The organism is Pseudoalteromonas sp. NCIMB 1079, assembly GCF_040567695.1.
Lineage (GTDB): Bacteria > Pseudomonadota > Gammaproteobacteria > Enterobacterales > Alteromonadaceae > Pseudoalteromonas > Pseudoalteromonas distincta.
This window is the reverse complement of record NZ_JBEWZA010000001.1, coordinates 2388176-2403612: the sequence shown is the minus strand read 5'-3', so window position 1 is coordinate 2403612 and position 15437 is coordinate 2388176. Positions and strand designations below refer to the sequence as shown.

Below are 15437 nucleotides of genomic sequence, written 5' to 3'. Positions count from 1 at the left end.
CATTTGCTTTTAATAGTGGAGCTCTGTGCTATCTGTTTTTTTTCAACACAACACTTACTAGATACAAGAGTTGTGTTGCAAAATTAAATATTCTAAATAGTGGTCTAGTTATCAGCTAAATAATTTAATTCGTCTTTATAAGGCATTAAAGGTTCATACAGTTGATGGTATGCTTTGCCGACAGCCCCTCTGAATTGAATTAGTTTAGGCGGATTTATCCCTATGGATATAATATGTTGAATAGCTAGACCTGGGTATGGATCAATAAATATAATTTCTTTGATACCTAACTGGTAGGCTTTTTTAGCACATAGTTCACATGGACTAGCTGTAGTAAATAGTTTCCCGCCTTCAATACCAACACCACCATACTTAGCTAACTGTAAAAATGCGTTTTCTTCAGCATGAAGTGAACGAGTATGAACTTGGTTTTTTTCTTTATCTACTTTGTTTTGAATTGATTTAAAGCAATATGCTAAATTTCTTCCTTTCTCTCCTAAATGCTTTATTTTAATTAATTCATTTGATGCAAATTTTCTAAAATTTTCATCGTTTCTTTCATACTCGCTGTAAGTAGTATCACTAGAAAAATTTTCTAAATCTTCAAGTGAACGTAAATTACATGGTACTTGTCCTTTGGCTACATCATTCCATCCCACAGATTTTATTGAGTAAGCATCATCTGTTACAACAGCCCCAACTTGTCGAGATATACAACCTGAATTCATTTTTGCCGTAAATGCAATTTGCATGACACGCTCTAATGGAGTTGGGGTTACTAAGCCTGGGTGTTTAATTAGACTTAAATACCAAGCTAACTGAGCTTTCAGAACGTTGTGGTTTTGTGGTTCATTTCTTGGGTTAAATATATGTATATCAGATATCTCAATACATCTTTTTACATTCGAGATTATAAGTTCATCGTATTTGTCATGTTTAGATGACTTATTTATTTCTTGATTACATTCGCCACATTTTGCATCTGTTTTACCTTCGGTAGGGAATTTACCTGATTCTCTTTCATCAATTTCGGCTATTTTATCAAAAGTAAACTTATATTTATCTTGCAGATATTTCTTTCGATCTTCTGTTGTCGCATTAATAGAAACCAAATAAAATGCTGCATATCTATCTTTAAAATACTTTGCTTCATAAGGGTTACGAATAGTGTCTATGGCAATATATGTTTTTTTCTTGTCTTCTTTATCTTTATAGCGATAGAATTTTATTAGCCGGTTTACCATTCGTGGTAATTCGAATAACCCTTCTGGCACAAAGCTATTTTCTCTGTAGTTAGGAGTAATCTTTTTTGTCCGGCGTATCGAATCACCAACGCTTTGATAGATAGTTACATAACTATTAGCTAAATCAGATTTTAGTACATCCTTTAAATTTAATGTGAACTGGTTGATGATGTCAAACCAACTTGAAATATTTAAACCTTTTAGTTCATGGTTATGAGAGCTTGTACCATTAATAAAGTAATCAGATTCTTTAGATAGCTTTTTAAATGCTTTTTGGCTTTCTTTAAATTTACATTTTTCTAATACTTGCTCTATTTTTTGATGTAAATCTTTATCAATTACAGATTCAATAAAAGTTCTAAAATCATCTTCTGTAATATTTAAAATCTGAGCGCTAATAAGTTCACTTATTTTAATTACTTTAAATAGATCATTATTCTCTTCAGCGTATTTTTTTACAATTTCATAGCGCTTGATATCCATACCCGAGAAGTAAGGTTCAGTTTTATAGTTAACTTCGTTACTGGCAGGGAATTTTAATTTATCGCCACTTAATAAATTTGCTGTTGTTGAGCAGCCAGAGCCAGTTCTACCGGTTAACCCTATTAATATGAAATTGCTACGTTCACCTAAAAGATTTGAGATTAAATCTGTATTTATCACTTTGAATTCCTTTTCGTGTTTAATTTGGGCTATTGATGGTAAATAATTATTCAAATCAACAGAGTTCTTAAGTCAGTCTGGACTGTCTAATTTACATCCATTTAGAATCAATAAGATAACTTGTAATTGTATCGGTGAATATACCACGAACGCTCAACACTGCAATTACTTCGACCTCACTATTAAATAAGCCTCACTAATTATTAGACTAAAGTCTATAGATTAGTTTTCTTCACTTATTAAGTTTGTTTTAATCGTTTGTCGGTTTTGTGTTAATTCTCTAAAGTTCAGTTGTCGGCAACAAGTACGATTTAACTAATACCAATTTTATTAAAACATGATCATTTTAGCGAATTAAATAACTCACTAACTGCGTTAAAAATTACTTATATAGAACGACTATATTTCATAATTTTTGCCTTGTTATTAAGCTATTTTCTTGACGCTAAAAAAGCTCACTAATTTAAACAATTGGCATAACAGGACTACGACCATGAAACTTACTCTTATCAAAACTATCGCTCTTAGCTCACTACTTACATGTTCAGCTGCTGCAATGGCTGAGCAAAGTGATTACAAGTTAATGGTTATTGAAGCTGCAACAGCACCACAGCCACTTGAGCAATCATTTAATAGCTGCGCACTGAATGTTAAGTCAAAAAATTACGCTGAGGCTGAAGCAATTTGTACTAAAGCAATCGCACTTTTAAAAGACGCAGATGGCCCTAAATTTAAAGTACGTCAACTTACATCGTTTGCATTAAGCAACCGTGGTGTTGCACGTTTAAAAGCGAACAACGACACTGCAGGCCTTGCTGATTTATACGAAGCAAACCAAATGTCTACAAGTACAATGGTATCGCACAACTTAACTCGCGCTAAAGAAGAGCTTTCTTTATAAGTACTTTAGAAACGCTTTTATAAAGTGCTTACCAAAAGCATGTTATAAAATAGCGAGAGTAAAAAAGCCCATGTTAGGTTAATTCCTAACATGGGCTTTTTTGTTTTATTTAATGCGTAAGTTAATACCTTAAATACGTCAATAGAGTAGGGTGTGTATTTATAATTAATATTTTGGGTATGCTTGTTTAGGCTACGCGAATATAATGCGAGATAACCGTATAAAAAATAATAACCCTTCTGCTTTGCTTATTTTGAGCAGGGCATCATTAAATAAATATTGAGATTTAAACCATGGCACCAGGAACCAGCCTAAGCGTACTTGAAATAAGTGCGATATTTTTATCAATTACCGCGTTACTCACCTATGTAAACCATCGCTTTATTGGCTTGCCAACAACCATTGGCGTTATGGTTATTTCGATGCTTTTATCTATCGGCGCTATATTTTTGGGCTTTTTAGGATTTGATGATCTTATAGATTACGAAGTGAGCTTGCTCGATCAGTTAGATTTTACTGAAGTTTTGCTTGATGGCATGCTCTCTATGCTGCTTTTTGCTGGGGCGCTACATGTAAATGTTAGCGATTTAAGGCGCTATAAATTGCCAATCGGTATTTTGGCCTGTGTTGGTACGTTGCTATCAACGGTTATTATTGCAGGCGCGCTTTATTTAGTACTTCCTTTGCTTGGTTTTGATTTAGCATTTATTTGGTGTTTATTGTTTGGCGCATTAATTTCGCCAACTGATCCTATTGCGGTAATGGGTATTTTACAATCTGCGGGGGCGCCTAAAAGTATTGAAACCGTGATTGCGGGTGAATCGTTGTTTAACGATGGTATAGGCGTGGTTATTTTTGTGCTTTTATTGGGTGTTTTATCAAGTGGTGATATTCCTACAACTTATTATGTAGCACACACGCTGGCGGTTGAAGCCGGTGGCGGTATTGTTTTTGGTTTGGTATTAGGTGGTATTTTATATTACTTACTTAAAAGTATTGATAGTTACCAAGAAGAAGTACTCCTTACTTTAGCGGGCGTTATTGGTGGTTATGCACTTGCAAGCCATTGGCATTTGTCGGGCCCACTTGCAATGGTAATGATGGGGCTAATGGTGGGCAATCATGGTCGCAGTATGGCTATGAGCGACAAAACACGCCATTACGTTGATTTATTTTGGGAGCTGATTGACGAAATTTTAAATGCCATTTTATTTGTACTCATAGGGCTTGAGGTCGTCATGATTGCATTTTCGAGTAATTTGTTTATTGCTGGTGGCTTAACAATTTTAATAGCGTTACTCGCACGTTTAATTGTTGTGGGTATAACAACCACTACATTTAATAAGCAATTAGAGTTGCCATCTGGCGCATGGAAAGTTTTAACCTGGGGTGGCTTGCGCGGTGGTATTTCGGTTGCACTGGTATTGCAACTACCTGATGGGAACGAGCGCGATATTTTGTTGGCTCTCACTTATGCGGTTGTGGTGTTTTCAATTTTAATTCAGGGTTTGAGTATTGGTAAAGTAGCCAAAACTATCCGTTAAATATAAATTGGTTAGATCAAACCTGTTAAATGTAATTTTTTAAAAAGCGTGTGAAATAGCTGTATTTCACACGCTTTTTATTTTTCTTATAAAACAAAAGGGCAATTAAAACGTAAAGCTGAGCTGCACACCGCTGTAAATATGTTCTTGTGCTTCCCAGTAGTCGCCATCTATTTGGCGTGCTCGAGTAAATACCTCTATTTTAAATGGCTTAAAGTGATAACCCGCACCTATACCTGCGTAGCCGTCTATGTCGTTGTTCGATTTTTCTATTTGGTAGGTGTTGTCGCCCCTATCGTTTTTAAAGGCGAGTTCGAACAGATCTAAGCCAAGCTCTGCGTATATAAAAAAGTCATTAAAATAACCAAGCTTCATTCCGTTGTCCCACGTTATAAATTCTTCTTGCTCGCCTTGTTTATTATCGATTACTGCCGCGCCAATTGCGCTTGTAAAAACAACACCAAAGTTACTGTAATTTTGTTTGACCATCATTTCTACACCCGCAGATGTAATGCTGCTATCGCCATTAAATTCTGATTTTATAAACATACCGGTGTTAGGCATGTCATTACCGAGCAAAAGCCTTGCGTTAGCATTTTGGCTAAATGATAAAAGCGTGCTTAATAAAACAAAAAGAGGAAGTGTGTGTTTCAAAAAAGTTAACCCATTAATGATGAAAAGTTACCAGAGCCGTAATTATAAATACATAACTTAGTATTGCATGTAATTAAATGTATAAATTTGTTTGATTGTTATTCAGTTATGCCAAAGCAAGGTGCTTAAAATAAAACCGACTAAATAAAAGCATAAATAATTATATGTATTTTAAAATGCAAAGTAGCGATTTTAGGCACGTAAGATAGTGCGTAAGTTGTTTAAATATATAGAAAAAGTTTAAACGTATTAGACTAAGGTCTATAGGTTAATTTTTCTCACTTATTAGGTTTGTTTTAATCGTTTGTCGGGGTTGTGGTAATTCACTAAAGTTCAGTTGTCGGCAACAAGCACGGCTTAACTAATCAGGAATATGACCATGAAACTTACACTTATCAAAACTATCGCTCTTAGCTCACTATTAACATGTTCAGCTGCTGCAATGGCTGATCAAAGTGATTACAAATTAATGGTTATTGAAACTGCAACAGCGCCACAGCCACTTGAGCAATCATTTAATAGCTGCGCACTGAATGTTAAGTCAAAAAATTATGCGCAAGCGGAAGCAATTTGTACTAAAGCAATCGCACTTTTAAAAGACGCAGATGGCCCTAAATTTAAAGTACGCCAACTTACGTCATTCGCATTAAGCAACCGTGGTGTTGCACGTTTAAAAGCGCATAACGACACTGCTGCACTTGCTGATTTATACGAAGCATCAAAATTGTCTAACAGCTCAATGGTATCGCACAACTTAACTCGCGCTAAAGAAGAATTATCTCTATAAGGTCTTTTATAAAGTGCTTACTAAAGCATAATATAAAATAGCGAGAGTAAAAAAGCCGATGTTGGATTAAACCCCAACATCGGCTTTTTCGTGTTTATTAACTTTGTATTTTGCTATTAAAAAATAAAAAAATGTATTTTTATATATATTGTTTAGTTGTTTTCATGGATTTTAACTAATTGTAATTACTAAGTATTTTTACAGGTGTTAGACTAAAGTCTATAGGTTAGATTTATTCACTTATTAGGTTTGTTTTTATCGTTTGTGGTAAAGCAAAAGATGCAGAGTATGGGTTTGAAAATGCATGGTACCGCGATAAAGTTATTTTTGCAGGCGCTGAACTTATTTATGAGCAAGTAAAGCTTCAAAATACAGACGAACTCGACAAAATTGACGTTATTTTGTCTCGATTGGATTCAACAGATACGCCTTGGGGCGAAGAATCGTTAAATGGAAAATTAACAGTTAGAGACGATGTTTACATTAACGCCGATCGTACTTACCGATGCTCTAGCATTGAGAACGTTAGTTTTGAGCAAAGCAATGTGCTTTATGGCGTTGCTAATACTAGCCCATCGGTTAACTTTCCTACAGCTGATGAATGCGTTAGTGCTAATTTAGATACACCGTTCGAGCGAGGTTTTAGCATTAGCTATACTGAGTCAGGATCGTTTTACCAAACTGACTTTGCCTTTAGAGAGGAAAATGCCGACTTTCAGACATTATCTGATTGGGTAAATGTTAAAGACAAAGCTACTGACTTAGAAACTCAAGATTTAGTGACCGTACTCGCTGCTATGCCCTATGAGTTTGATGACGAAACATCTATTGATGCTAGCTTTTGGCGTAAATACAAAACCACAGACAACGTACGTATTATTAAAACAATTGAAGGGAAATGGTTTAGAGATACCCGCCGAGAAGATGGAACAATGCTGCATGAGTGCGGTGAAAATGGTGTTGACAGGGTGCAATGCGAATAATGTAAAAAGCACTTTAATAAATATTAGTTTAATGCCAGTCAGCTAATAACTGACTGGCATTTTTTGTTTGAAAAAGCTTACTTTTATGTGCGGTTATAACTGTATACCTGATGAACTTTATTTTTAATCTGTTTTTTACTCGGGTTTACTGTAAAATTACTGGGTTAACATTTGTAAAGTGATGCTTACAATTGTTATTGCTCATTAAGTATTTAAACTAATTTAAGTAGAGCTTATGATTTTTTATATTATAGGGTTAAGTTTACTTGTTATTATTTTATGCGTTGCACTTTATGTAATTTACAGCAACGTACATAAAAGTCGGGTAAGAAAATCCAAGGAATACAACGTACTGTTTGATAAAGACACGATAGTTGATGAACTAATCACTCAACTAACAGAAAAAATCAAACACAAGAAAACCAAGATAAAACAGCTAAAGGTAAAGAAGAAATCCTTGCAACATTTGTTGAGTTACATCGCTCTGGTAGCTTTTGCGCACATTTGAGTGAACAGGAAATTATTTACTTTGTTAAAAAGAAATTAAACATGGAGAGTAATAAAAATGGATAGCGAAAAAGCAGTCCCAGCAGTAAAAAGTGACTCATTTATGAGTCGATTTGGTCGTCGTAATGTAATTATAGTGTCATCAATTGTTGTTGTATTGGTCGTGATAGCAACTCTTACATCGCAAGTTGTTTCATGGAATGAAGCAGATGAGCGTTTAGTACATCAATCGGCTTTTACAGGTAACTTAACCGTAATAAATCAAGCAGGCCCTTACTTAAAAGCGTTTGGTAGTACATCCGCTTATAAAAAAGTAATTTCGATTAACTTTACGGGCGATGCCGGTGCAACAGCAAGCGCAATTGTACCGCTAATACCAATTCGATTTTTAGATACCACAACAGGTGGCGCACGAGGTGTCTCTCGTTTTAGATTACCAGGCAATGTACCAGCAGCAGAGTCGGGTGCTCTACGTGGTTTACTTAAAATACACGAAGAGTTTGGTTCACAAGAAACATTAATATCTAATTTATTAATGCGTGCAACCACCGAAAATGTAAAAGCGTCGGCGCGAATGATGTCGGTAGAGCAACATTACTCTGGTGGTAATGGTCAATTAAGTCAAGATTTTGCTGATCAATTAACCAACGGTATTTTTGTTACTGAACAAATTATTAGTACGGGCGAGCGCGATAAATCTGACGATTTAGGTAATTTAAGTAAACAGCAACGTGTCACTATTAATATTAAAATGGATGATGAGGGTAATACACTGCGTAACGCACCTATTTTAGGCGCTTACGGTATTACAGTAGTAGATGCCAGCATTATTGATATTGACTACGAAAGCAAAGTAAATGCTCGCCTTGAAGCCCAAAAGCAAGCTGCTGCTGATGAAGCGCTAGCGCGTCAAAACCTTAAAAAAGCAGAGCAACAAGCGCGTACTGAAGTGGCTTTAGGTGAACAAGCAATTGCTAAGCAGCGTGCTGAATCTGAAAAGCTAAAAATAAAAGAGCAAATTGATGCTGAACGGATTAAGGCAAATGCCATTATTTCTGCACAGCAACGAGTGGCTGTAAAAGCGGAGCTTGCAAAAGAGCAAGAAGAGATTCTAAAGCAACAACGTTTAGAAGCATTAGGTATGGACGTTTTAGCTGAGGCTCGTTTAAGAGCTAAGTCTGCTGCACTTGATCCAAAGTATGTATTTGATGAAACACTAAAAGCAGAAGTTAAAATTCAAACCGCTTTATTTACAAGCTTAGGTAATAGCCGTTTAGTGCCTGAAATTGTAATAGGCGCAGGCCAAGGCGAGCAAAGTAATGGCTCTGAATTCATGCGTTTATTAGCCGCCGATGCTGCATTAAGTCTTAAAAAGCGTTTAGAAAAAGAGAAAAAATAAACGATTAGTTAAGTATTGCACAAACAATAAAACGTTGGCTGATTCGCATTGGCCAGCGTTTTTTATTGCGTAAATTTTGTTATTGTATGGTGCGGCTTAGCTTGTGAAAACAAGCTTTTTAAATTATGAAATAAAAGAGTGAGCAGTACTTATGGACCCCAGTAATCAGTTTATTTTAGATTTAGGGCAAGAGCATATTACCATCCAGCGACGATATGAAGCGCTGGGAGCGTTTAACGATTTTTTGATTGCTGTTTGGTTTTTAATTGGCAGTTTTTTCTTTTTAAATGACTCACTAATAGAAAGTGGCACATGGCTGTTTATAGCGGGCAGTGCTCAATTGCTTATAAAACCTATTTTGAAATTGATCAGCTTAGTACATGTTAGTCGGGTATTTCATTCAAATAAAACTTCATAAATAAAACACCATAAATACGACTCATGATGAGTTCAGTTATTATGGCTAATAATTTACCAGTATAAGTTATATAAATATCAAGGATAGAAAAGTGAAAGTACTTAAGTGGATTGCAATTGGAATAGCTACTTTATTAATTATAGGCTTACTAATTCCCGAAAAAATAATGATTCCGGTACAAGGTGCCACAAGTAAAGATTGGAATCATAACACGTTTTGGTACGAGCCTTGGGGTAGGTCGGGTGTGCACAAAGGAATTGATATTTTTGGCACAAAAAATACTCCCGTAGTTGCCTCAACAAGCGGTATTGTTATATTTGCAAGTGAGTTAACCCGTGGTGGTAAGGTGGTTGCAGTGCTTGGGCCTAAATGGCGCGTGCATTATTTTGCACATTTAAATGACTACTCGGTAAGTACAGGTGATGTAGTAAGTATAAACAGTCAAATTGGCTTACTGGGCGATACCGGAAATGCCGCAGGAAAACAGCCTCATGTGCATTATTCTATTTTATCGTTAGTGCCTATGCCGTGGCTTTTTACAACGCAAAACCAAGGGTGGAAAAAGATGTTTTTTTTGAGCCCACATAAAAAACTCACTGCTAAATAATAGTTTTAGCTGTTAAATCAAGATGTTTAACAGCTAAAATCCGTTAATAAACAAGTGTGTATTTAAGCTAAAAATTAGCCTGCAACTGGGGTTTTACCCGCGCGTATATTTTTAATGCTTTTAATAAACATATAAATACAGGTAGTGATTAAACAGCCTGCTAAATAAAACACAATACCGTTGGGTGCATCAGATAAATTTGCAGCAAGCATAGGGCCAAATACCGAACCAATACTGTAACTCAAAAGCATTACCTCAGTTGCCGATACTATTTTTGCCATTGGCAATGAGTCGCACGCAAGTGTTATAGCAATCGGGTAAAGTGCAAAGCTGCATGCGCCTAGTATTAAGTAGCTTACTATTAATCCTGCTAAAGTGTTTGCTTGTAGTATACCCGCAGCACCGGCTGCGCCTACTAAACAAAACATACCCATCAATAAGCTTTTTTCAAGCCGAGTAGATAAGTAACTCACAAGCGGCTGCACGACCATGCCGCCTAAAATAATAACCGCCATAAGTGTTCCTGTGTACTGAGCTTGATCAGCTTGTGCTGAAATATACACCGGCATTAAGCCGTAAATAGGGCCCAGTAATAAGCCCGATGCTAAGCATCCGAGCATAGCTGGGTGGCTTAATGTTTTTATTTCTTTTAGTGGTAGTTTTTCAAGGTGCTGTTTTTCGGGCTGACCTTTAGTTATTAATAAAGGCGCCAAAATAGCTAAAAATAATAACGAGGCTACAAATAAATAAGGCATTGAACCTTCGGTGCCAAGCGGCCCTATAGCAAGTTGACCAACCGCGCTGCCCCCATAAAGTGAGGTCATGTATAAACCCAAACGTTTAGCCCGCGACTTTGCTGTGTTGGTCATTAACAACCAAGACTCAACAACGACAAACACACCGGCAACAGCAACACCTGCTACAAATCGTGCAATTAACCAGTTAACGGTATTTGGTAGCGCAAGTTGTGCAAGCACACTTACTATTAACAAGCTTAAAAATAATATAAAGGCGAAGCGATGACCCATTTTTACCACAATGCGCTCTATTGTGGTGGCGCCAATAAGTAAGCCAAAGTAAAAAATGCTCGCAAGCCAAGGCGCTAGATTTTCATCAAGTTTAAATGCAGGTAACGACAGCGGAATAAGGCTCATTAAAAAGCCTGATGCAATAGCAAAAAATGACAGCCCGATAACGGGTGCTAAAGGGTTGTTAGAGGTGCTTGTGGTGGCTGATTCGGCCATTTGTGTTTATCGACTCATCAAGGTAAATAACCACTGTTTTAAAGTTTGAGAGGTTACTTTAATAATAAAATTTGCGCGAATTTAGAGCCAAATTAAAAATAAGTAAAGTGATATTTTATTAAACAATATAAATAAACTTTAAAACGATCTTTTTGGTAAATTATCGGATCTATTATGCTTTTTATTGTAGTGTTTTTATGTAGATATTGTTTTATATTTGTGAGCATTTATGTCTGAATAGAGTTTTTTGAAATGCAAGCAGACAGGCACATATCGCATGCTGCACGTCACTTGTAAAGTTTACGCAGCAGCGCGTAGATCAATATTTAAATACGCAGTGGGTGCGTAATGAATTACATAACTTAGATTTAAACTAGATTTAAATTCGGTTTAAAGTTAATTAATATCGGGTGTAGAGTCTCTTAAAATAAGCTTTGGCTGAAACACGTGCTTTACTGTTATGCCGCTTTTTTTGTAAATGTCTTTAAGCACTAAGTTAGCCGCAGCTCGGCCCATTTCGGGAACTGGGTTATCTATTGTAGTCAGTGTTGGGTAGAGATAATTGGTAAAAATTACGTTATCGAACCCAATAATGGCTAAATCTTTTGGCAGGTTAAAACCGTGTTCGCGGGCGTATTTCATAGCACCCGATGCCATTTCGTCATTGGCGCATACAAGGGCGGTTATTTGCGCTTTATTTTGAATAAAATGCCTTAAACCATCGCTGCCGCCGGTTTCTTTAAAGTCGCCTATGTAAAATAAGTTTTCGTCAAAGGTTAGGTTGTATTCTGCCAGAGCTTGTTTGTGACCTTTTAAACGGTTTGACGCATCTTCTTTAAACTGCGGGCCTGCTATGTATGCAATGTTTTTATGACCTTTGTTGATCATGGCTTTAGTGGCTAAGTAGCCACCCATTACGTTATCGAGGCTAATGCAGTTTTCTTCAATTTCTTTAACGTAGCGGCTCATCAAGTAAATAGGGGTTTTGCCTTTACTTAACTCAATTAGATACTCGTTTGATACCGCTTCTACGTGGGCAATAATAGCGTCGCAGTTACGGCCTATTAAAAATTCAAAGCCGCTTTTTTCTTTTTTCTCGTCACTGTGCCCAGGGGTAATAATAACGTGTTTACCCGCAATACGAAGGTGCTCTTCAATGGCTGACATCATTTGACCAAAAAACGGACCATCCAACTCAGAAACTAAAATACCGACGCTGTTTGTAGTGCTAGACGCCAAAGAGCGAGCAATAGAACTTGGCTGATAGCCTAGCTCTTTCATTGCTTCTAATACCTTTTTTTTAGTTTTTTTGCTTACGTAGTCGTTGTCGTTAAGTACCCTTGAAACAGTTGATAAAGACACACCTGCCATTTCTGATACTTGATAAATTGTCGCCATTGATGTCCTAGCTTATATGAATTTTTACTCGAACTTTATAAAAAATATAAAGTGCGAAGGGCCATTAAAAGTTAATTTACACATTACTGCGTCTAATTGCTAAGTCTTCTGTTATTTTTTGCGTCATCGCTGAGGTTAGTGGATAAATAAGCATCAATGCGGCGCCTAAAAAAGCAAATGCGGCAGGTATCCAGCTCATAAGTAGCTGCATGCCAGGTAAGGCTTGTGTAATTGTTAGCTCATCCATGCCGTTATAGCCGTAGCCTGCAAGTACCACTAATACTAATGCACCTGCAAAACCACCACCGGTTTTTTGCACAAATGTACCCGCAGAATAAATAAGGCCTGTAGCGCGGCGTTTGTTTTTCCACTCTGAATAATCGGCTGAATCACCAAGCATACTGAAAAATAATGTTGGCATCATTGCGGCAAAAAATTCAGCAGCGCAACCAAAGGTAAATACAGCAATAAGGTTGTCGCTAGGCACCCAGTAAAATGCAGTAGTGAGTATGCCGCTTAGCATTAATGATGCTATAAATAGGTTTCGTTTACCCATAATTTCGGCCAGTTTACCTGTGGCAAGTGCGCCTAATATAGATACAACCAATAAGGCGATAAAGTATTGCCCAGCCATGAGTTCATTGGCTACGTGGTACTTAAAGTAGTACGCAATTACACCGTATTTTATGCCATTAAACATCATGGTTAAAAAACCAATGCCGAGTAATACCAGCCAAGGTTTGTTGGTCAGAAGATCAACCATGTCGCGCTGTGATCCCGTTAAGCTTTGCTTATCTTTATTGAGTAATTTTTTAATAACGAATGTCATTGCAGCCATAACAAGGGCAAAAAATACGCCGCTGTATAAATCGCGGTAATAAAAAAACAGGGTGGTAGCAAGCAAAGGTAGGATTATAAATGGCAGGCTTTTGGTTAAATCAAATAACTCTGATTTTAAATTCCCTTCATTTGAGGCATGCGGTGTTACACGCTCTTTGGTGGTCGCAAACGTTATAATCATTAAAATAATAAGTAAGCTGGCAAATAAGTACATAGTAAGCTGATAGCCTTTGGTGTTGTCACCGCCACCAAAAAATGCCACTAGCTCAGGTAAAAAACCCATAACCAATAAGCCACCAGTAAACGCACCTGCAAACCTAAAACCAGAGAGCTTTGTGCGCTCTGTATCGTCTGGTGTCATTACGCCCATAAGTGCCGAGTAGGGCACATTACTTACGGTGTAAGCAAGCGTTAAACCTATATAAGTTACGTAGGCATAAATAAGTTTATTGGTGGTGCTAAAGTCGGGTGTAGTAAAACACAACACCATAAACAAGCCCAAAAACGGTGCCGAATAGAGTATCCACGGGCGAAATTTACCAAAGCGCGACTGCGTTCTATCGGCAATCATACCCATAATAATATCGGTTACGCCATCTGATAGCCTTACCACCAAAAACAACATGGCAGCGGCGGCTGCCGATATGCCAAATGTATCGGTGTAAAACACCGCTAAATAAGCAAGCGCACCGCGCCATACTAAGTTAGCGCCGGCATCGCCCATGGCGTAACCGACTTTTTCGTATAAAGGGAGTTTGTTCACAGTGTGTGTTCTTATTGTTATAAGCCGATAAATTATCGGCTAGTTATTAGGTTACTGTACGCTTTACCGCTGGCTTTAACAGTTCGTTTTTGTGTGTTGTAGTCTACGTGTACTATTCCAAAGCGCTTTAAATATCCTTCTGCCCATTCAAAGTTATCCATTAGGCTCCACGCAAAGTAACCATCTACTTTTACGCCTTGCTCGGTTGCGTTATGTAGGGCATTTAAATGCTCGTGGTAATATTCAATACGGTCGTTATCTTTGATTTCACCGTCTTTAAATTCGTCAGCCATGGCTGCGCCGTTTTCGGTAATATAAATAGGCGGTAGGGTGTATTTTTCGTTTAACGTTACAAGTAATTCTGTCAGCGCTTTAGGATAAATTTCCCAGCCAATATCGGTCATTGGCGCTTTATGTGGCAGCTCATGGTAAAAGTCGGTATCGCTTGCTTGATAATGCATGCGGGTATAAAAGTTAACCCCTAGGTAATCTAGCGGTTGAGCAATTATTTCCATGTCGCCATCTAAAATATCTGGGCGGTGGGCTTTAGGTAATTGCTTAATAATATCAGGGTATTTACCTTGCATTACAGGCTGCATGTACCATTGATTTATATAGTCATCAGCAAATGCAGTAGCTTTTAAATCGTCTTCACTTTGGGTCACTGAGTAACAAGGCGTAAAGTTAAGTACAATACCGTTTAGTGTATTTGGGCTATTTTTAGCAAGTACTTGCATAGCCAAACCGTGACCCAGTAATAAGTGGTGCGCGGCTTTACGACCAAATTCGCGACCTACTATGCCAGGCGCATGTACGCCAATTTCGTAGCCTAAGTAAGAGCTGCAAAAAGGCTCGTTTAAGGTGGCGTAAGAGTGCACACGTTCTCCAAATGCTTTGGTAATTAAATCTGTGTAATGTGCAAACTCGTAAGCGGTGTTACGGTTAAGCCAGCCACCTTCGTCTTCAATATGTTGTGGTAAATCCCAGTGGTACAGCGTTACAAAAGCTTTAATGTTACGACGTTTTAATTCATCTAAAATGTCGGTATAAAACTTAACGCCTGTCGGGTTTAAGTGACCGCTTTTAGTCATTACGCGCGGCCACGAAATAGAAAGTCTGTAAGCGTCTACACCTAATGATTCAATTAAGTTTATATCTTCTTTCCAGCGAGTGTAGTGCTCGCAGGCTACATCGCCATTTGAATTATCGACTATTTTACCTTCTTTACTGCAAAAGGTATCCCAAATACATGGCAAGCGATCAGCTGCGCCGCCTTCGATTTGAAATGAGGCCGTAGCTACACCATAAGTAAAATTTTTGGCTAAAAGTGGTGAGCCACTAGGTAAAGATAATTGTTTCATTAAGAGAAAACCTCTGCTTCTTTTTTGGTAAAGTTTGCTTTGTATAGAGCGTATATTAAATTCATTATTGGAAGCGCTTCCATATTTAATTTGATTAATCACTAAGTATGGTATTTAATAACTT

At 37.3% G+C, this 15437-nt stretch carries 13 protein-coding genes and 1 pseudogene; 8 read left to right on the top strand and 6 right to left on the bottom strand.

Features of this window, described 5'->3' with window-relative positions; all coding sequences use genetic code 11:
- Window positions 1-104: 104 nt before the first annotated feature.
- Window positions 105-1907 (bottom strand): anti-phage dCTP deaminase, encoded by a 1803-nt coding sequence (locus ABX891_RS11070; protein ID WP_290193339.1) that lies wholly within the window; start codon window positions 1905-1907, stop codon window positions 105-107.
- A gap of 493 nt (window positions 1908-2400) precedes the next feature.
- Here ABX891_RS11070 and ABX891_RS11065 point away from each other — a divergent pair, with 493 nt between their 5' ends.
- The gene (locus ABX891_RS11065; protein ID WP_149592073.1) at window positions 2401-2808 is read left to right on the top strand and encodes a hypothetical protein; all 408 of its coding nucleotides are present in this window, start codon (window positions 2401-2403) and stop codon (window positions 2806-2808) included.
- Between the two features lie 293 nt (window positions 2809-3101).
- Window positions 3102-4352, top strand: a complete 1251-nt coding sequence (locus ABX891_RS11060) for a cation:proton antiporter (RefSeq protein ID WP_024590868.1) — start codon at window positions 3102-3104, stop codon at window positions 4350-4352.
- 105 nt (window positions 4353-4457) lie between these two features.
- On the opposite strand, the gene ABX891_RS11055 is transcribed toward ABX891_RS11060, so the two are convergent.
- Window positions 4458-5006 carry a hypothetical protein gene (locus tag ABX891_RS11055; protein WP_165723094.1) on the bottom strand — a complete coding sequence of 183 codons (549 nt, stop codon included), beginning with the start codon at window positions 5004-5006 and terminating at the stop codon, window positions 4458-4460.
- Window positions 5007-5385: 379 nt separating this feature from the next.
- Here ABX891_RS11055 and ABX891_RS11050 point away from each other — a divergent pair, with 379 nt between their 5' ends.
- From ABX891_RS11050 to ABX891_RS11025, 6 genes and pseudogenes are all read left to right on the top strand, one after another.
- A complete protein-coding gene (locus ABX891_RS11050) occupies window positions 5386-5793 on the top strand; it encodes a hypothetical protein (protein ID WP_007583292.1) in 408 nt (135 codons plus the stop codon).
- A 401-nt stretch (window positions 5794-6194) separates the two neighbouring features.
- Window positions 6195-6776, top strand: a complete 582-nt coding sequence (locus ABX891_RS11045) for a hypothetical protein (RefSeq protein ID WP_354629500.1) — start codon at window positions 6195-6197, stop codon at window positions 6774-6776.
- A gap of 235 nt (window positions 6777-7011) precedes the next feature.
- Window positions 7012-7349, top strand: a pseudogene (locus tag ABX891_RS11040) (methanolan biosynthesis protein EpsI).
- Window positions 7342-8682: an SPFH domain-containing protein gene (locus ABX891_RS11035; RefSeq protein ID WP_002961828.1), complete on the top strand. Its 1341-nt coding sequence runs from the start codon at window positions 7342-7344 to the stop codon at window positions 8680-8682. Before ABX891_RS11040 ends, ABX891_RS11035 begins: the two are co-directional and overlap by 8 nt.
- Before the next feature lie 151 nt (window positions 8683-8833).
- Complete coding sequence (locus tag ABX891_RS11030; RefSeq protein WP_165742813.1) at window positions 8834-9100, top strand: YrhK family protein; 267 nt, start codon at window positions 8834-8836, stop codon at window positions 9098-9100.
- Window positions 9101-9191: 91 nt separating this feature from the next.
- Window positions 9192-9707 carry a peptidoglycan DD-metalloendopeptidase family protein gene (locus ABX891_RS11025; RefSeq protein ID WP_165742814.1) on the top strand — a complete coding sequence of 172 codons (516 nt, stop codon included), beginning with the start codon at window positions 9192-9194 and terminating at the stop codon, window positions 9705-9707.
- 74 nt (window positions 9708-9781) lie between these two features.
- Here the strand turns inward: ABX891_RS11025 and ABX891_RS11020 are convergent, their stop codons facing one another.
- The 4 genes from ABX891_RS11020 to ABX891_RS11005 form a co-directional block, all read right to left on the bottom strand.
- Window positions 9782-10951: an MFS transporter gene (locus tag ABX891_RS11020; RefSeq protein ID WP_165742815.1), complete on the bottom strand. Its 1170-nt coding sequence runs from the start codon at window positions 10949-10951 to the stop codon at window positions 9782-9784.
- A 396-nt stretch (window positions 10952-11347) separates the two neighbouring features.
- On the bottom strand, window positions 11348-12349 hold the full coding sequence (locus tag ABX891_RS11015; RefSeq protein ID WP_007583313.1) for a LacI family DNA-binding transcriptional regulator: 1002 nt from the start codon (window positions 12347-12349) through the stop codon (window positions 11348-11350).
- Between the two features lie 76 nt (window positions 12350-12425).
- Complete coding sequence (locus ABX891_RS11010) at window positions 12426-13952, bottom strand: MFS transporter (protein ID WP_354629499.1); 1527 nt, start codon at window positions 13950-13952, stop codon at window positions 12426-12428.
- A gap of 32 nt (window positions 13953-13984) precedes the next feature.
- The gene (locus ABX891_RS11005) at window positions 13985-15313 is read right to left on the bottom strand and encodes a GH1 family beta-glucosidase (RefSeq protein WP_354629498.1); all 1329 of its coding nucleotides are present in this window, start codon (window positions 15311-15313) and stop codon (window positions 13985-13987) included.
- Window positions 15314-15437 lie beyond the last annotated feature (124 nt).